This is a genomic window from Candidatus Acetothermia bacterium (genome assembly GCA_024653305.1).
Classification (GTDB): Bacteria; Bipolaricaulota; Bipolaricaulia; order Bipolaricaulales; family Bipolaricaulaceae; genus JACIWI01.
Genome location: JANLFW010000009.1, coordinates 44,733 through 62,251, shown reverse-complemented (window position 1 = coordinate 62,251; position 17,519 = coordinate 44,733). Strand labels below are relative to the sequence as shown.

The 17,519-nt window shown below is 68.9% G+C and carries 13 protein-coding genes; 10 read left to right on the top strand and 3 right to left on the bottom strand.

What is annotated here, in order from left to right:
• The 3 genes from dnaE to NUV94_04845 form a co-directional block, all read left to right on the top strand.
• A partial coding sequence (gene dnaE, locus NUV94_04855; protein MCR4392106.1) for a DNA polymerase III subunit alpha occupies positions 1-3,021 on the top strand: 3,021 nt, incomplete at its 5' end.
• Positions 3,018-4,331: a YvcK family protein gene (locus NUV94_04850; GenBank protein ID MCR4392105.1), complete on the top strand. Its 1,314-nt coding sequence runs from the start codon at positions 3,018-3,020 to the stop codon at positions 4,329-4,331. The genes dnaE and NUV94_04850, both read left to right, overlap by 4 nt.
• 155 nt (positions 4,332-4,486) lie before the next feature.
• Positions 4,487-6,166, top strand: a complete 1,680-nt coding sequence (locus NUV94_04845) for a sodium:solute symporter family protein (protein MCR4392104.1) — start codon at positions 4,487-4,489, stop codon at positions 6,164-6,166.
• On the opposite strand, the gene NUV94_04840 is transcribed toward NUV94_04845, so the two are convergent.
• From NUV94_04840 to thpR, 3 genes are all read right to left on the bottom strand, one after another.
• Complete coding sequence (locus NUV94_04840; GenBank protein ID MCR4392103.1) at positions 6,156-7,610, bottom strand: RtcB family protein; 1,455 nt, start codon at positions 7,608-7,610, stop codon at positions 6,156-6,158. The genes NUV94_04845 and NUV94_04840 overlap by 11 nt on opposite strands.
• Positions 7,611-7,680: 70 nt before the next feature.
• Positions 7,681-8,103, bottom strand: a complete 423-nt coding sequence (locus NUV94_04835) for an archease (GenBank protein MCR4392102.1) — start codon at positions 8,101-8,103, stop codon at positions 7,681-7,683.
• A gap of 5 nt (positions 8,104-8,108) precedes the next feature.
• Complete coding sequence (gene thpR, locus NUV94_04830; GenBank protein ID MCR4392101.1) at positions 8,109-8,657, bottom strand: RNA 2',3'-cyclic phosphodiesterase; 549 nt, start codon at positions 8,655-8,657, stop codon at positions 8,109-8,111.
• 69 nt (positions 8,658-8,726) lie between these two features.
• On the opposite strand from thpR, the gene NUV94_04825 reads away from it, so the two are divergent.
• The 7 genes from NUV94_04825 (at position 8,727) to NUV94_04795 (ending at position 17,510) form a co-directional block, all read left to right on the top strand.
• Positions 8,727-11,009: a CDC48 family AAA ATPase gene (locus tag NUV94_04825; protein MCR4392100.1), complete on the top strand. Its 2,283-nt coding sequence runs from the start codon at positions 8,727-8,729 to the stop codon at positions 11,007-11,009.
• 23 nt (positions 11,010-11,032) lie between these two features.
• The gene (locus NUV94_04820; protein MCR4392099.1) at positions 11,033-11,719 is read left to right on the top strand and encodes a SurA N-terminal domain-containing protein; all 687 of its coding nucleotides are present in this window, start codon (positions 11,033-11,035) and stop codon (positions 11,717-11,719) included.
• Between the two features lie 292 nt (positions 11,720-12,011).
• Positions 12,012-13,250: a glucose-1-phosphate adenylyltransferase gene (gene glgC / locus NUV94_04815; GenBank protein ID MCR4392098.1), complete on the top strand. Its 1,239-nt coding sequence runs from the start codon at positions 12,012-12,014 to the stop codon at positions 13,248-13,250.
• A 3-nt stretch (positions 13,251-13,253) separates the two neighbouring features.
• Positions 13,254-14,285, top strand: coding sequence for a galactose-1-phosphate uridylyltransferase (gene galT / locus NUV94_04810; protein ID MCR4392097.1), 1,032 nt, complete (start codon positions 13,254-13,256; stop codon positions 14,283-14,285).
• A 12-nt stretch (positions 14,286-14,297) separates the two neighbouring features.
• On the top strand, positions 14,298-15,296 hold the full coding sequence (locus tag NUV94_04805; GenBank protein ID MCR4392096.1) for a class II fructose-bisphosphate aldolase: 999 nt from the start codon (positions 14,298-14,300) through the stop codon (positions 15,294-15,296).
• Positions 15,289-16,365, top strand: a complete 1,077-nt coding sequence (locus NUV94_04800; GenBank protein ID MCR4392095.1) for a 6-phosphofructokinase — start codon at positions 15,289-15,291, stop codon at positions 16,363-16,365. The genes NUV94_04805 and NUV94_04800 overlap by 8 nt, the downstream gene beginning before the upstream one ends.
• A gap of 2 nt (positions 16,366-16,367) precedes the next feature.
• A complete protein-coding gene (locus tag NUV94_04795; protein MCR4392094.1) occupies positions 16,368-17,510 on the top strand; it encodes a S41 family peptidase in 1,143 nt (380 codons plus the stop codon).
• The last annotated feature ends 9 nt before the right edge of the window (positions 17,511-17,519 follow it).

Below are 17,519 nucleotides of genomic sequence, written 5' to 3'. Positions count from 1 at the left end.
CTCCCGCTCCTGGCGGAGCACGCGGACGGGCTGGTCGCCCTGTCCGCCTGCGAGTCGGGCGAGGTGCAAAAGCTCCTCCTTCAGGGCCGCGTGGACGAGGCGGCCCACGCCGCCGGGCGCTTGAGCGAGATCTTCCCCGGCCGATTCTACTTGGAGCTTCAGGACCATGGCCTTGACCGCAGCCGGACGCTCATCGCCCAGGAGCTCACCTTGGCCCGCCGGCTCGGCCTGCCGGTGGTGGCCACGGCCGACGTCCACTACCTCTCCCCGGACGACCGCGAGCCTCACCAGGTGCTGATCAACATCCAGGGGGGCAAGCGCCTGGGGACCCCGGACGCCCGCAGCTTCGACGGCGACGGCTTCCACTTCCTCACCGAGGAGGAGGTGCGGACCCGGTTTCGCGAGGTCCCCCAGGCGGTGGACGTGACCCTGGCCATCGCCGAGGCGTGTGAGCTCAAGTTGCAGTTCGGTCAACACTTGCTCCCCAGGTTTCCGGACGCCGCGGGTTCTCCGCAGGCGGAGCTGGAGAGCCGTGCCTGGGCCGGGGCCGTGGCCCGGTTCGGAGACCCCCTTCCCGACAAGGTCCGTGAGCGCCTGGAGTACGAGCTCTCCGTCATCGGAAGGATGGACCTTGCCCCGTACTTCCTCATCGTGGCCGACTTCGTGGGTTACGCGCGGCGGCGAAAGATCCCGGTGGGGCCGGGGCGGGGATCGGCAGCGGGGTCGCTGGTCGCCTATGCCCTCGGCATCACCGACGTCGATCCCCTCCGGTTTGGCCTCCTGTTCGAGCGGTTCCTGAATCCGGACCGGATCAGCCTCCCCGACATCGACATCGACTTCTGCGTGCGGGGACGTGACGAGGTGATCCGCTACGCCGCCGACCGCTACGGCCGCGATCACCTGGCCCAGATCGCCACCTTCGACCGGATGGCGTCCCGGTCGGTGGTGCGGGACGTGGCGAGGGTGCTCGGGCTCCCCTACGAGAAGGCGGATCGGATCGCGAAGCTCGTCCCATTCGGGATGCCCCTCCCCCAGGCCCTGGAGCAGATCTCGGCCCTGCGGGCGATGATCGAGGACGACGAGGAGGTGAGGAAGCTGTTCGCCATCGCCCAGCGGCTGGAGGGGCTCCTGCGCAACGCGTCCACCCACGCCGCGGGGGTGGTGATCGCCCCCGAGCCGTTGGAGCGGTATGTGCCCTTGCTGCGTCTCACTGACGGCCAGTTCGTGACCCAGTTCGACATGCACGACCTGGAGGCGCTCGGGCTCCTCAAGATGGACTTCCTCGGCCTCAGGAACCTGACCCTGCTCGACGATGTGGGCCGCTTGGTGTGGGAGCGCGTGGGGGTGGAGGTGGACCTGTCGCGGATCCCGCTCGATGATCCGGCCACGTATGAGCTCATCCGCTCCGGCCACACCACCGGGGTGTTTCAGCTGGAATCGGCGGGGATGCGGGCCCTGATCCGGAGGCTTGCCCCATCGGAGTTCCGGGACCTCATCGCCATCCTGGCGTTGTACCGTCCCGGCCCCTTGGAGTCGGGGATGGCCGACGACTACATCGAGCGCAAGCACGGGCGGCAATCGGTGACCTACCCCCACGACGCAGTGCGGGAGATCCTCGAGGAGACGTACGGCCTTCCCATCTACCAAGACCAGGTCATGCTCATGGCCCAGAAGCTCGCCGGGTTCACCCTGGCCGAGGCCGACCTCCTGCGCAAGGCGATGGGCAAGAAGAAGCCCGAGGTGATGGCGGAGATGGAGGCCCGCTTCGTGGCCGGATGCGTCAAAAGCGGCCTTTCCGAAGACGAGGCGCGGGCGATCTTCGCCGACATCGAGAAGTTCGCGCGCTACGGGTTCGCCAAGGCCCACGCCGCGGCGTACGCGTTCATCACCTATTGGACCGCCTATTTCAAGGCCCATTACCCCACGGACTTCATGGCCGCCCTCTTGAGCTCGGTGCAGGAGAACACGGACAAGATCGCGGCCTACATCGAGGAGTGCCGGGGGATGGGGATCGAGGTCCTGCCGCCCGATGTGAACGAGTCGGCGGTGGGGTTCACCCCGGTCGGGGAGGGCAAGATCCGGTTCGGCCTTGGGGCGATCAAGCACGTCGGGGAAGGGGCGGTGGAGTCGATCCTCGCCGTGCGCGGCTCGGGGTTCAAAAGCTTCTTCGATTTCTGCCAGCGGATCGACCCGGAGCGGGTGAACCGGGAGACGGTGGAGTGCCTGATCAAGGCCGGGGCGATGGACCGGTTTGGATCTCCCCGCAAGGCTCTGATGGCCTTGGTGGACGAGGGGCTGCGGTTGAGCCAACTCTCCCGCCGCGAGCGGGTCACCGGCCAGCAGTCGTTCTTCGACACCGAGGAGCTCGTGCCCAAGCTTCCGGTGGACACAGCGGAGTTCCCGCGGGAGACCCTGCTCCGGTTCGAGAAGGAGCTCCTCGGGCTTTATCTCTCCGGGCATCCCCTGGACGGGCACGCGGAGCGGCTCGCCGCGCGGGGGGCGGTGCCCATCGCCGAGGCCCCGGCCCGCACCACCACGTTCACCGTGGCCGGGCGGGTCAAGGCGATCAAACCCGTGGGGACCCAAGAAGGGCGGATGGCGTTTCTAACCGTCGAGGACAAGACCGGCGAGGTGGAGGTGGTGATCCGCCCCAAGCAGTACGAGGCGGCGGAGTGGCTCAAGGCAGACGCCCTGGCCCTCCTGCAGGTGCGGTGGTCGGAGCGTAACGGGGCGCGGCGGCTTCTCGCCCTGGAGATCGAGCCCCTGGCCGGGTCGGAGAAGAACGGGCCTGCCCACTGCCTGATCCGGCTCCCGGTGGATCTGGCGACTCCATCCGCGGTATCCAGGTTGGCGGCGGTGCTCTCCGACCACCCCGGCCCGGTGCCGACCTGGCTTGAGCTCCAGGACGGGGATCAGAGCCTGACCGTGATCGCCGGCCGGCGGTATGCGGTACAGCCGTGTCCGGAGCTCGTGCGGGACCTGATCAAGCTCGGCCCGGGCGTTCGCGTGGAGTGGTCGTGAAGGTCCCGTCGTTTTTGAAGCTGTTCCTCCCCGGGATGGGGGTGAAGCGCTGGTTCTTCCTGGCCCTGGGGTCGATCGCGCTCGTCGCGTTCGGCGCCCTGTGCCTGGTGGGAGAGGACGGGATGCGTGGCCTGTATACCTTGCTTCTGCGGCACTTCCCGTTCCTGTGGCGGCCGGTGTTCGGGGCGGCGGTGGTCGCCCTCGGGCTGGCCGGAGCGGTGCTGGGGACGGCGCTGGCCGTACGGGCGGTCCTGCACGCCGTTTCCCCACATCGCGGGGGATCGTTGGCCGAGGCCCTCTACCAGGGCCGGATCCTCCGCGCCGCCCCGCACGTGGTGGCGGTGGGCGGGGGGACCGGGCTCTCGACCCTGCTCCGCGGCGTCAAGGCGTACACCGCCAACCTCACCGCGGTGGTCACGATGATGGACACCGGCGGCAGCTCCGGCCGCCTCCGGATGGAGCTCGATGTCCTCCCCCCTGGGGACGTGCGCAACTGCCTCCTCGCCCTGGCCGAGGACGAAGAAAGGATGGCCAAGTTCATGCAGCACCGGTTCCAATCCGGCGAAGGGTTGGCCGGGCACTCGCTGGGGAACATCCTCCTCGCCGGGATGGAGCAGGCGGTGGGCGGGTTCGACCGGGCGGTGGAGGAGGCGAGCCGTTTCCTGTCCGTGCGCGGGCAGGTGGTCCCGTCCACCCTGGACCGGACGGACCTCGTGGCCGAGCTCGCCGACGGCCGGGAGGTGGTCGGGGAGGCGGAGATCGTCGCCGACCCCGCGGCCATCCGTCGGGTGTGGCTGTCCCACCCGGCCAAGGCGTACGAGCGGGCCCTGTCCGCGATTGCCGAGGCCGACCTGATCCTGCTCGGGCCGGGGAGCCTCTATACGAGCATCATCCCCAACCTCCTCGTGGACGGGATCGCCGGCGCCATCACCCGGGCCCGGGCGGAGAAGATGGTGATCATGAACCTGATGACCGAGCCCGGGGAGACGGACGGGTACACGGCCTCCGATCACCTCGCGGCCTTGGCCAAGCACGTGGACCTGCGTCGGTTCCACGCGGTGGTGGTGAACAGCGCCCCCCCGCCTCCGGAGATCCTGGCCCGGTACAGAGCGGAGGGGAGCGAGCCGGTACGGGACGACCTCAAAGGGGCGAAGACCTTTGGCCTCCGGGTGGTCCGGGCCCCGCTCCTCCAGGTGGTGGAGCTGGAGGGCAAGGCCACGGTGAAGCATGATCCCCAGAAGCTCGCGAGGCTTCTTGCCCGGGAGAGCCGGGCCCTCAGGCACTCCTGGACCCGTTGGTTCAGCCCCTAGGCCGGGGAGGTTAAGATCATGATCTAGCCCCAACTTTTTGGGCCGGTTTGCCCCGATGGGGAAGGCGGCAGGCCGGACCCCCAGCCGGGCGAGGCATGCTAGGCCAAGCGGCCACCCAGCCTCAGCGGGTGGCCGCTTCCCTTGAGGAGGAGGGCATGTGGGAGAAGTCGCTCGTGGTAGGTGGGTACCTCGCGGTGCTTGCGGGGATTGGGCTTTGGGCGAGGAGGCGTGCCCGGCGCAGCCTGGAGGACTACTTCGTGGCTTCGCGTACCCTTTCCCCTTGGGTCCTGTTCCTCACCATGGCCGCCACCAACTTCAGCGCCTTCACCGTGTTCGGGTTCTCCGGGGCCGGGTGGCGGATCGGGTACGCGTTCTACCCCATCATGGCCTTTGGCACAGGGTTCATGGCCATCTCGTTCTATTTCATCGGCTTTCCGGTGTGGCGGCTGGGGAGGGAGAAGGGGCTTCTTACCCCGCCGGAGCTCGTGTTCGACCGGTTCCGGAGCCCGACCTTGCGGCTGCTCTTCCTCGCCGTGATGGCCGTCTTCACCCTGCCGTACCTTGCCATGCAGCCCATGGCCGCCGGGTACGCCCTGGAGGAGCTTTTAGGGCTCCCCTATTTTGCTGGGGCGGCCCTGGTCACCGCCGTGGTGCTCTTTTACACGTTCCTTGGGGGGATGCGGGGGGTGGCGTGGACCGACGTGGTGCAGGGGGGGATGATGCTGGTCCTGCTCCTCGTGGCCCTGGGGGTGGTGGCGGCCCCGTTTGGGGGCCTGTCGGCGGCCAACCGGGCCGCGGCCTCGGCCTGGCCAGGGCTCTTCTCCCGTCCCGGGCTGGGCGGGGCCTTCCCGCCGGGGATCTGGTTTGGGTATATGCTCCTGTGGCTGCTGTGCGACCCCATGTTCCCCCAGCTCTTCCAGCGCTTCTATGCCGCCCGGGACGAGCGGGCCCTGTCCACCACGATGCTTCTGTACCCCCTGGTCACCGGGATCCTGTTCTTGCTTCCGGTGGCGATCGGGGTGGTAGGACGGCTCGCGTTCCCTGAGCTTCCGAGTGGGATCGCCTCCGACCGGATCCTCCCCCTGCTCCTTTCCCGCTACGCCCCACCCGTCCTGGAGGCCCTGGTCCTCGCCGCGGCCCTCGCCGCCCTCATGTCCACCTTGGACTCCCAGCTCCTCACCCTTTCCTCCATGCTCACCAGGGATCTCTGGGAGCCGCTAACGAAGCGCCCTGCCTCTCCGTGGCTGGGGAAGTTGTTCGTGGTCGGGCTCGCCTTGGCGGGGTTGGCGATCGCGTGGCGGCCCCCCGCCACCTTCCTGGAGATCGCCACCGAGGCCTTCACCGGACTGGCCGTCCTCTTCCCCACGGTGGTGGCCGCCCTCTACTGGCGGCGGGCGACGGCCCCAGGGGCCATCGCCTCCATCCTGGTGGGGGAGGGGCTGGTGGTGGCCTACCGCTTCCGGTTGCTGCCGGGGTTTGGGACCCTCCCCGTGGTCCCCATCGTGGCCGTGGCGAGCCTTGTGCTCGTGGGCATGGGCCTTCTCACCCCGCCCCGCCCATGCGCCGGGCGGGAAAAGGGACGTGTCAGGTGGGGGTGGGGTCTAGGTTTCGTCCTCCTGTTCCTCTTGGGCAACGACTTCTGGGCGTGGGGGGACAGGAGCCCGGGTCCGCTTGGCTTTCCCTGGTGGGTGTGGTACTTCCTCGGGCTGGGTGTGGTCACGGCCTTGGCCTTCCGGCTCTTCTCCCAGGGCCGGCCCACTGCGCACGCCGGCCTTCGGACCGGCAGCAGCGTGCCGGGTCCGCGGGGGCCTCGTCAGGATGGGCTCAGCCCTTGATGCACACGAGCGGCCGCACCCGGGCGACCACGGTGTTGAGGCCGGCCCCCACCGCCGCCTCCACCACCAGCTCCACATCCTTGTACGCCCCCGGTGCTTCCTCCGCCGCCCCGGCTAGGGAGTGGGCGCGGACGACGATCCCCTGCCCGGCGAGCTCGCGCACCAGCTGGTCCCCGCGCCACCGCTTCTTGGCCTTGACCCGGGACATGGCCCGCCCGGCCCCGTGGACTCCGGAACCGAACACCTTGTCCATTCCCACCTCTGTCCCGTGTAGGATGTAGGAGGCGGTGCCCATCGTCCCGCCGACGAAGATGGGGTGCCCCACCTTCCGGTACGCTGGCGGGTTCTCCGGCCGTCCGGGGCCGAACGCGCGGGTGGAACCCTTGCGGTGCACGAGGAGCGTCTTCTCCGCCCCATCCACCCGGTGCCGCTCGAACTTCACGTTGTTGTGGCCCACATCGTAGATGGTGCGGATCTTCTCCAAGGGGATGGCGAACAGCGGCGCCAGCGCCTCGCGCACGAGGTGAGCGATCACCTGCCGGTTGGCGAACGCGCAGTTGATCCCGGCCGCCACCGCGGCCAGGTACCGCTCCCCCTCCGGGGACTTGATCGGGGCGCAGACGAGCTCCCGCTCGCGGATCGGGATCCCGTACTTGCGGCTCGCCCGCTCCAGCTCCTGGAGGTAGTCCTGACCGATCTGGTGGCCTAGGGCCCGGGAGCCACAGTGGATCGCGATCAAGATTTGGTCCCGTTCGATCCCGTAGGCCCGAGCGGCCTCAGGATCGTACACTTCCTCCACGAATTGGACCTCGAGGTAGTGGTTGCCCGAGCCGAGCGTCCCCACCTGGCGGAACTGGCGCTCCTTGGCCTTTGGGGAGACGGCGGCCGGGTCGGCCCCGTCCATCCTCCCGCCCTCCTCGACGTACTCGAGGTCCTCGGGGATCCCGAACCCCCGCTCGAGGGCGAACTTGGCCCCCTTTTTGAGGACCTCGTCGATCTCGGCTACGGTGAGGCGGAGCTTCCCTTCGGACCCGAGGCCCGCCGGCACGTGGGCAAACAGGGCGTCGGCCACCTGTTCCTTGCGCGCCTCGACCTCCTTCCGGGAAAACGGGGTCGCCAGCACCCGCACCCCGCAGTTGATGTCGAACCCCACACCTCCCATCGCCACCACGCCCTCGTCGGGGTCGAACGCGCCCACCCCGCCGATGGGGAACCCGTAGCCCGGGTGCACATCGGGCATGGCGATCGAGGCCTTGACGATCCCCGGGAGTGAGGCCACGTTCTTCACCTGATCGATCGCGTTCCCCTCGTGCCCGCCGCCCTCGCCCCTCTCGGCGAGGAGCGGTTTGAGCAGGGCCGCGGAGATGTAGATCCGCCCCGGGACCCGCATCTCCCCCATCTTGGGAAGCTCCCACTCGTATTCGGTGATCCGTTTTAGCTCCATGTTCTCCCCCTCACCCTCTCCCACCGGGGGAGAGGGGACACACAGGCCACCTCCCAACCGGTCAACCGCATTACAGGTCGACCACGCACTGGGCGATGAACCGGTCGCCGTCCTGCCCCACGCGCACCCCGTAGTACGTGGCCGCCTTCACCTCCACCCCTAGCCGATGCCGGGCCGGGTCCACCCCTTCTCCCCGGGCCCGCCCGCGGAGGCGCCACCCACTCCCCTCGCGGGCGATCTCCACCGCGAACCGGGAGAAGAGCAACCCCTCGATGTCCCGCCGGGCGAGGAGCTCCCCGAGCCACGCCACGAGCAGCCCTTCCAGGGTATCCGCCTCCACCGCGACGTCCACCGTCCGCTCTGGCCGAACCCGCTCGAGGTGGGCCATCAGGGCGAACATGCCCCGGGCGGCCTCGGCGAACGCCTCATCCAGGGTGGCCCCAATTCCGCGCACCCCAGCATCGGCGGCGTGGTCCAAGATCTCATACGGCATCCGGGTCACCCCCCAAGCGGCCACCGGGAAAGCGAGGTGTAGAGCGGGCCCTGGGGGCAAAGCTCGGACCGCATCAACGTGACCTGGCGCACCTCCACGGCCAACGGGGGGAGCGTGGCCCCGGCCAGGGCGCCCGAGAGGTCCCGGGGTGAGCGGAACCGAGCCAGGGTGATGTGGGGAAGCGCGGGTTTCGTCTCCGGTGGGAACCCCAGCCGTAGGACGCCGTCCTCGATCGCCAGCGCCAGTGCGGTGAACGGCCCGCTCTCCCGGGCTGGGCCGGCCCACAGCACCCGCGCCCGCCGGGGGCTAGGGAACGCGCCCAAGGTGTCCACCGCCAAGGTGAACGGCGCGATCCCGGTCGCTGCGGTTCGCCCGACCTCGGCCAGTCCCGGCAGGGCCGCCTCGGCCACCTCGCCCAAGAAGCGCAGGGTGATGTGCAGGTTGTCCTGCGCCACCCACGTCCCGCCTCCCACCTGGGGGCGGAGGCGCCCGGCGTGTTCGGCGAGCGTCCGGCGTACGCCGTCGTCCAGCTCGACACAGAAGAAAAGCCGCACATCGGGATTATAGCCGGCGAGTGGAGCCTGGCTCTCGCGGGCGCTACCATTACTGCGCAAGGAGGGGCCATGGCCAAGGAAGAGGAGAAGGGACTCAGGCTCAAGGTGGCCGAAGCCCATCAGCAGGACGTGGGTCGCGGGATCGCCCGCATTACCAGCCAGCACATGGACGCGCTGGGGGTGTCCCCGGGGGAGCCCCTTGAGATCGAGGGCAGCCGGGTCACCGGGGCCATCGCCGCCGTGGCCTATCCTGCCGATGCGGGGCTGGACATCATCCGCATCGACGGCCTCATCCGGGCCAACGCCGGGGTCGGGGTGGGCGACGCGGCCGAGGTGCGGAAGGCCAGATGGCGGCCGGCCGTTCAGGTGAGCCTGGCCCCGGCCCGGCGCGGGATACGGCTGGTGGCCTCCCCGGACAGCCTGCGCCACATCATGGTCGGCCGCGTGGTGCGCACCGGGGACGTCGTGTCCACCGCGGCCCGGGCCGAGCGCAGCCCGTTCGGGGGCGACCTCCTCACCGAGCGCATCTTCCGTGAGTTCTTCGAGATGGCCCCCAGTTTCGGCCTGGGGGAGATCTTGCTCAAGGTGGTCGGCACCCAGCCTGGGGGTCTCGTGCGCATCACCCCGGAGACGGCGGTTGAGCTCCAGCCGGAGTACGTCGAGGTGGCCGAGCGGGGGCGGGAGGTGCCCGAGGTCACCTACGAGGACATCGGCGGGCTCAAGGAGGTGATCCAGAAGATCCGGGAGATGGTGGAGCTGCCGCTCAAGAAGCCGGAACTGTTCGCGCGCCTCGGGATCGAGCCCCCCAAGGGGGTCCTCCTCTATGGGCCCCCGGGGACGGGGAAGACCCTGCTCGCCAAGGCCGTGGCCAACGAGACCGATGCCCACTTCATCGCCATCTCCGGTCCGGAGATCATGTCCCGCTACTACGGGGAGAGCGAGCAGCGTCTGCGGGAGATCTTCGAGGAGGCGGAGAAGAACGCGCCGGCGATCATCTTCATCGACGAGCTCGACTCCATCGCCCCCAGGCGGGCCGAGGTCACGGGGGAGGTGGAGCGGCGGGTGGTGGCCCAGCTCCTGACCCTGATGGACGGCCTCAAGGAGCGGCGCAACGTGATCGTGATCGGGGCCACGAACCGCATCGAGGCCATCGACCCCGCCCTGCGGCGGCCGGGGCGGTTCGACCGGGAGATCGAGGTCCGGGTGCCGGACCGGGACGGGCGCAAGGAGATCCTGATGATCCACACCCGGGGTATGCCCCTGGCTCCGGACGTGGACCTCGATGAGTACGCGGGCCTGACCCATGGGTTCGTGGGCTCGGACATCGCCGCCTTCACCCGGGAGGCGGCGATGAACGTGCTGCGGCGGGTCCTCCCCAAGATCGATCTCGAGCACGAGGGGATCCCCACGGAGGTGGTGGAGGAGCTGGTCGTCCGCCGTGAGGACTTCGACCGAGCGCTCAAGGAGGTCCGCCCGTCGGCGATGCGCGAGGTGATGGTGGAGGTGCCCACCGTGACCTGGGACGACGTGGGCGGCCTTGCCGAGGTGAAGCAGCTTTTGCGCGAGGCGGTGGAGCTCCCCCTCACCAACCCCGAGGCGTTCCGGAGGCTCGGGATCACCCCGCCCAAGGGGATCCTCCTCTACGGCCCACCGGGCACGGGGAAGACGATGCTCGCCAAGGCGGTGGCCAACGAGTCCCAGGCCAACTTCATCACCGCCAAGGGCTCGGAGCTCCTCTCCAAGTGGTACGGGGAGTCCGAGCAGCGGGTGGCGGAGGTGTTCCGCCGGGCGCGGCAGGTGGCGCCCACCGTGATCTTCCTCGACGAGCTCGATGCCCTGGCCCCCCGCAGGGGGACGGCGATCGGGGAGCCCCATGCCACCGAACGCATCGTGAACCAGATGCTGGCCGAGCTCGACGGCCTGGAGGAGCTACGGGGCGTGGTGGTGATCGGGGCCACCAACCGGCCGGACATCATCGACCCGGCCCTGCTCAGGCCGGGGCGGTTCGACGAGCTCATCTACGTGCCGGTGCCCGACGAGCCGGCGCGGTTGAGCATCTTCCAGGTCCACACCCGGGGGATGGCCTTGGCCAAGGACGTGGACCTCGCCGACCTCGCCCGTCGCACCGAGCGCTACACTGGGGCGGACATCGCCGAGGTATGCCGCAAGGCCGGCCGCATCGCGCTGCGGGAGGACATCAAGGCGAGCGAGGTGACGATGAAGCACTTCGAACAGGCCCTTTCTGCCACCCCGCCTTCGGTGGATCCGCGGACGGAGGAGTACTACAAGAAGTACGCCGGCAACCTGCGTCGGGCGGTACGGCAGATCGGGTTCGTCCGGGAGGGCGAATAGACCCTAAGGAAAGGTGATCCCGGTTGTCGAAGATCTTGGTAGCGGTGGTGGTCGTCTTCGGCGCCCTCGCCCTGGCGCAAGAACCGGTGGCGACGGTCAACGGGGAGCCGATTAGCCGGGATGAGCTGAACCAGGTCACGGACCTGTCCCGGATCGTGCTCACCCTGTACCAGCAGTTCCCAAACTTCGTCCAGAGCCTGCTCCTCACCCACGAGGGCAAGGCGTTCCTCGATCGGTACGAGCGGGATATGCTGGAGAAGATCATCCTGCGGAAGATCCAGCTCCAGGAAGCGCGGGCGCTGGGGATCGTCCCCGACGAAGAAAGCGTGGCCGCGGAGACCGAAGAGACTCTGAACCAGATCATGGCCCAGTACTCCCTGACCGAGGAAGGCCTCGCCAGCCAGCTCCTCCTCCAAGGCACGACCCTCGACGCGTTCCGCGCGGACATCGCCCGCCACGTGCGGGAGCAGCTCATGATCGAGGCCCTGCAGGCTTACGTCACGGCCGAGGCCACGGTGAGCGAGGAGGAGATCCGAGCTTACTACGACAACAACCCCGACCGGTTCACCGACGCAAGCGGGAACAAGACCCCGTTTTCCGATGTCCACGACAAGATCGCCGCGCTGATCCTGTCCGAAAAGCGCTCCGCCATTTGGCAAGCCTGGCTCAGCGAGGTCCGCCAGCGGGCCCAGGTGGAGATCAACCTGTAGTCGGCTTCAAGGAGACCACGGCCAGCGGCGGGAAGGTGAAGCGAACGGAGTAAGGGTGGCCGGGGTCGTGGATCGACGCCGACTTCCGCACCTGGATCGGGCATCCGGCGCAGAACCGGGCGTGGACGGCCCTGGCCCTCGACCACCTGTACGTGGCCGAGGGGAGCGCCCCTCCCGCCGAACTTGAGCAGGGTTTTCCTTAACCTGCCCGGGATCTCCTCAATGGCGAGGCCCAAGGGGTTGTGGTAAAGTACCCTAACCCGCGGGGGCAGGTCCCGTGCGCAGTCAAGCGATGACGACGGCTGGGGTATTGACGTTCGTGTTGGCCGGTGGCCGTGGGGAGCGCCTGTATCCCCTGACCCGGGATCGGGCCAAGCCCGCCGTCCCGTTCGCCGGGCTGTACCGGATCATCGACTTCACCCTCACCAACTGCCTCCACTCCGGGCTCCGCCACGTGTTCGTCCTCACCCAGTACAAGTCGCTTTCCCTGGAGCGCCACATCCACCAGGGCTGGGACATCTTCAGCTCGGCGGTGGGAGAGTTCATCACCACCATCCCCCCGCAGCAGCGCATCGCCAACCACTGGTACCTCGGCACCGCCGACGCCATCCACCAGAACTGGTACTCGGTGGAGCGGTTCGCCCTGGAGCGGGGGGCGCCGGAGACGATCCTCATCCTGGCCGGGGACCACGTGTACAAGATGGACTACCGGACGATGCTCGCCTTCCATCGGGAGAGGGGCGCCGACCTCACCGTAGGGGTGCTGCGGGTGCCCCTCCCCGAGGCGGCGGGGAAGCTGGGGGTGCTGGCGGTGGACCGGGAGCGGCGGGTGCTTAAGTTCGAGGAGAAGCCGGCCGAGCCCACCCCGTCCCCGGACGACGCGTCCGCGTGTTTGGCGTCCATGGGCATTTACCTGTTCCGCCCGGAGGTGCTGTGGCGGCGGCTCGTCGAGGACGCCCAGGACCCCTCGTCGAGCCACGACTTCGGCAAGGACCTGATCAACCGCATGGTCGGCGAGGACAAGGTGTTCGCGTTCCCGTTCGAGCTCGGGAACCGCAACGACGTCCCGTACTGGCGCGATGTGGGCACGATCGACGCCTACTGGGAGGCGCACATGGACCTGGTGGCGATCACCCCCAAGTTCAACCTGTACGACCGGGCGTGGCCCATCCATACTTGCCATGAACCGTGGCCGCCGGCGAAGACGGTCCACGAGGAGCCCGGGCGGACCGGGATGGCGGTGAGCTCGCTCCTCTCCCCGGGGTGCGTGGTGTCCGGATCGCGCGTGGTGCGGTCGGTGCTCTCCCCGGGGGTCCGGGTCAATAGCTTCGCCTACGTGGAGGAGTCGGTCCTCCTCGGCGAGGTGGACGTGGGCCGGGGGGCGCGGGTCCGCCGGGCGATCGTGGACAAGGGGGCCCGCATCCCCCCCGGGATCGAGATCGGTTACAACCTCGACGAAGACAGGAAGAAGTTCTTCGTCACCGAAAGTGGGATCGTGGTGATCCCCAAGGAAGAGTTTCGTGGAGGGTGAGCGATGCCAGAGCTTAGGCGCGGGTTGATCACCCAAAAATGGGTCATCATCGCCCCGGAACGCGCCATGCGGCCTTCCGATTACCGCACCGACGGAGATGAGGCGTTGCGGCAGCCACTGGAGAACTGCCCGTTCTGTCCTGGGCACGAGCACATGACGCCGCCGGAGGTGTACCGGGTGGGCGACGGGAAGAACGGGTGGCGGGTGCGGGTGGTGCCCAACAAGTACGCTGCCCTCACCTCGTACCCGGAGTTGGGACGGGCTGGGGTGGCCGGGTTCTTCGACCGCATGAACGGGGTCGGCGCCCACGAGGTGGTGATCGAGACCCCGGACCACGACAAGGAGCTCCCCGACCTCGCTGCGGACCACCTGAAGGTGGTGGTGGATACCTACGCCCTGCGCCTGAGGGAACTGATGAAGAACGATTGGCACAGGTACGTGCTCCTGTTCAAGAACCACGGGTCGCGGGCCGGGGCGTCCCTTGCCCACCCCCATGCCCAGATCATCGCCACCCCCGTTGTCCCCGGGGACGTGCGGGCCCGCCTGCACGTGGCCAAGGACTACTACGACCGCAAAGAGCGGTGCGTGTTCTGCGACATGCTCCTCCAGGAGCTGCACGAGGAGCAGCGGGTGGTGGCCGAGGTGGACGGGTACGTCATCCTCGCCCCATATGATTCCCGGTTCCCGTTCGAGATCCACATCTATCCCCGCTACCACGCCCACGACTTCACCGCCATGAACGAGGAGCAGCGCCGAGGTCTGGCCCGGGTACTCCGGCAGGCCCTAGGGGCGCTGAAGGCGCTTCTCGGGGACCCACCGTACAACTTCGTGCTCCAGACCGCGCCCAACCCCGTGCCCCGTCCCGGCAAGCCTGGGTATTGGGCCACGTTGCAGCACGATTACCATTGGCACATCGAGGTCATCCCCCGGCTGACGCGGGTGGCCGGGTTTGAGTGGGGAACAGGGTTCTACATCAACCCCATGCCCCCGGAGGACGCCGCCCGTTACCTGCGGGAGGCGCTCGATCCGGGGTGAAGGAGGCGGACCATGGCGTTTCTCAGCGGGCGCGAGCTGGCTCAGGTGTACCGCCGGGCGAAGGCGGATGGGTACGCGCTGATCGCTAACAACTTCGCCGAGCCCAACGTGCTCCTAGGGATCCTCGCTGCCTATGAGGGGGCGAAGAGCGATCTGCTGCTCCAGGTGTCGATGGGGGCGGCCAAGTTCGCCGGCGGCGGGAAGCCCCTCCCCGGCCTGCGGGCCCTCGTCCGCTACGTGCAGGCCCTCGCCGCCGAAGTCAGGGTCGGGGTGTTCGTCAACCTCGACCACGTGACCCCGGACCATGTGCACGACTTCATCCGCCCGGCGGTCGCCGAGGGGCTGTGCGCGTCGGTGATGATCGATGCCTCGGCGCTTCCGTTCGAGGAGAACGTAGCGGCAACCAAGAGAGTGGTCGAGTTGGCTCGGCCCTACGGGGCCCTGGTGGAGGGGGAGCTCGGGAAGATCAAGGGCGTGGAGGACGAGATCGCCTCCGACGAGGCGTTCTACACCGACCCCGACGAGGCCGCGGAGTACGTGGAGCGGACCGGGGTTGACCTCCTCGCGATCTCGGTGGGCACCCAGCACGGTGTCTCCACCGGGCGGGAGCTCACGCTGCGTACGGACCTGGCCCGGGCGATCGACGCGCGGCTGCGGGAGGACGGCATGGAACGGCCGCTCGTGTTGCACGGGGCATCGGGGTTGTCCGCCGAGCAGGTGCGGGCCCTGGTGGCGGCCGGGGTGTGCAAGGTGAACAAGGACACGACCTACCAGTACGTGTACGCTCGGGCGGCCGCCGACTTCTTCCGGGTGAACCGGGCCGCGATCCTCCCCCCGGAGGGGACGACGTTCGACCCGATCACGTTCGACTCAAGTGGCCGCGATTGGAAGCCCGATAAGAAGCTGTTCGATCCCCGCGAGGTCGGGAAGGTGGTGCAGGCGGCGATCCGCGCCGTGGCCGCGGAGATGATCAATCAGGTGGGATCGGGAGGGAAGTCGCTGTATGCCTAACATCAAGCGGATTGGAGTGCTGACAGGGGGCGGGGATTCCCCGGGGATCAACGCCGCCATTCGGGCCATCGTCCGGCGGGCCCATGCCGCCGGGATCGAGGTCATCGGGTTCCGGGACGGGTGGCGGGGGCCGATCGAGGACGACGCCCAGCCCCTGACCCTAAGCGACGTGTCCGGGATCCTTCACGTGGGGGGGACGATCCTCGGCACCTCGCGCACCAACCCGTTCGAGAAGGACAAGGCCACCGGGGAATGGAAGCCTACCCCCAAGGTGGACCGGATCCTGGGCACGTTCACCCGGCGCCGGCTGGACGCCCTGATCCCCATCGGGGGCGACGATACCCTCGGTGTGGCCCATCGCCTGGCCAAGCATGGGGTCAAGGCGGTGGGCATCCCCCAGACCATCGACAACGACGTCGGGGGGACGGACTACGCGATCGGCTTCCACTCCGCCCTGGCCGTGGTCACCGATGCCCTGGACAAGCTGCACACCACCGCCCATGCCCACCACCGGGTGCTGATCGTGGAGGTGATGGGGCGGGACGCTGGCTGGATCGCGATCCTCGGCGGGCTCGCCGGTGGGGCGGACGTGATCCTGGCCCCGGAGGAGCCGTTCTCGGTGGACGAGGTAGCGGAGGCGATCTCGCGGCGGCTGGAGAGGGGGAAGCGGTTCTCGATCGTGGTGGTGGCCGAGGGGGCGTGGGCCAAAGAGCTTGGCGGCCAGCAGGTGGTCCAGGGCAAAGTGGACGCGTTCGGTCACGTCCAGCTCGGCGGCATCGGCTATTGGCTCGCCGACCGGCTTGAGGAGCGGGGCCTTCCCCTCACCCCGCGGGTCACCGTGCTTGCCTACCTCCAGCGCGGCGGGGTGGCCACCCCGTTCGACCGCCTGCTCGCCACCCGGTTCGGGACGGCGGCGGTGGAGTTCGCGCTCGCCGGGAAGTTCGACGTCATGACCGGCCTCCAGGGCCACGAAGTGATTGCCGTCCCTCTTGCCCAGGTGTTGGCGGGGTGCCCCAAGCCGGTGAGCCCGGAGTTCCTTAAACTGGCGCGGGACATGGAGGTGAGGTGACGATGATGCGTCGAGCGCTGCTTGGTCTGATTCTGATCGGCGTCGTGGCCGTGGGCGGCAGCCAAGGCGATGCCCTGTTCTCCCCGCTTTCCCAGATCTACCAGATCATCCGTAGCCATTACTACCGGGCTGCGGACATCACGGATACCCAGCTCCTTCACGGGGCGATCCAGGGGATGATCGACGCCCTGGGCGACCCGTACTCCACGTTCTTCCCGCCCGAGGAGTACACGCGGTGGCAGGATTCCCTATCCGGGGAGTACTCCGGGGTGGGCATGGAGATCACCATCCGCGACGGCCGGGTGACCGTGGTGTCGCCGCTCCCGGGGACGCCGGCCGAGGCGGCCGGGATCCTGCCCGGGGACTGGATCCAGGCTGTGGACGGGGAGTCCACCGAGGGGTGGACGCTGGAGCAGGCGTCGATGCGCATCCGCGGCCCGGAGGGGACCACCGTCACCCTGACCGTCCAGCACCCGGACGGCACGGTGGAGGAGATCACCCTCGTCCGGCAGCGCATCCACGTGGAGGCGGTGCGGTCGCGGTACCTCGAGGAGGAACGGGTCGGGTATGTCCGCATCCTACGGTTTGACTTCGAGACCGCCGCCCTGCTGGGCAAAGCCCTGTACGCGTTTCCGCTCCAGGAGCTCTCCGGACTGGTCATCGACCTCCGCAACAACCCGGGGGGCATCCTGTCCGCGGCGGTGGAGGCGGCGAGCTTCTTCGTGGACCAGGGGGCGATCGTGCGCACCCGGGGGCCGTCGTTCGGGGAGCGGTCGTATCCCTCGCGGGGCAACGGCCTGCCCAACCTGCCCCTGGCGGTCCTGGTCAACGAGGGCACCGCCTCGGCCTCCGAGATCATGGCTGGGGCGATCCAGGACCACGGCATGGGGGTCCTGGTGGGCCGGAAGACGTTCGGCAAGGGCCTGATCCAGGAGATCGTGATGCGCCTCCCGGACGGGGGGGCGATCAAGCTCACCACCGGGGAGTACTTCACCCCGAGCGGCCGCCCGGTCCAGGATGTGGGCCTGACCCCGGACATCCCGGTGGAGAAGGGCCCGGCCACGGCGGACGGGGACGACCCCGACCTCGGGGCAGCGCTCGCGTGGATCCGGGAGCGGGCCGCCCAGCCGGTGAGCGCCCGCTAGCGGGAGGGC

Excerpts from the sequence above, each read along its gene's own strand:
- NUV94_04845 (MCR4392104.1), top strand. The coding sequence starts at position 4,487 with ATGTGGGAGAAGTCGCTCGTGGTAGGTGGGTACCTCGCGGTGCTTGCG.
- NUV94_04840 (MCR4392103.1), bottom strand. The coding sequence starts at position 7,610 with ATGGAGCTAAAACGGATCACCGAATACGAGTGGGAGCTTCCCAAGATG.
- NUV94_04835 (MCR4392102.1), bottom strand. The coding sequence starts at position 8,103 with ATGCCGTATGAGATCTTGGACCACGCCGCCGATGCTGGGGTGCGCGGA.
- NUV94_04825 (MCR4392100.1), top strand. The coding sequence starts at position 8,727 with ATGGCCAAGGAAGAGGAGAAGGGACTCAGGCTCAAGGTGGCCGAAGCC.
- glgC (MCR4392098.1), top strand. The coding sequence starts at position 12,012 with ATGACGACGGCTGGGGTATTGACGTTCGTGTTGGCCGGTGGCCGTGGG.
- galT (MCR4392097.1), top strand. The coding sequence starts at position 13,254 with ATGCCAGAGCTTAGGCGCGGGTTGATCACCCAAAAATGGGTCATCATC.
- NUV94_04805 (MCR4392096.1), top strand. The coding sequence starts at position 14,298 with ATGGCGTTTCTCAGCGGGCGCGAGCTGGCTCAGGTGTACCGCCGGGCG.
- NUV94_04800 (MCR4392095.1), top strand. The coding sequence starts at position 15,289 with ATGCCTAACATCAAGCGGATTGGAGTGCTGACAGGGGGCGGGGATTCC.
- NUV94_04795 (MCR4392094.1), top strand. The coding sequence starts at position 16,368 with ATGATGCGTCGAGCGCTGCTTGGTCTGATTCTGATCGGCGTCGTGGCC.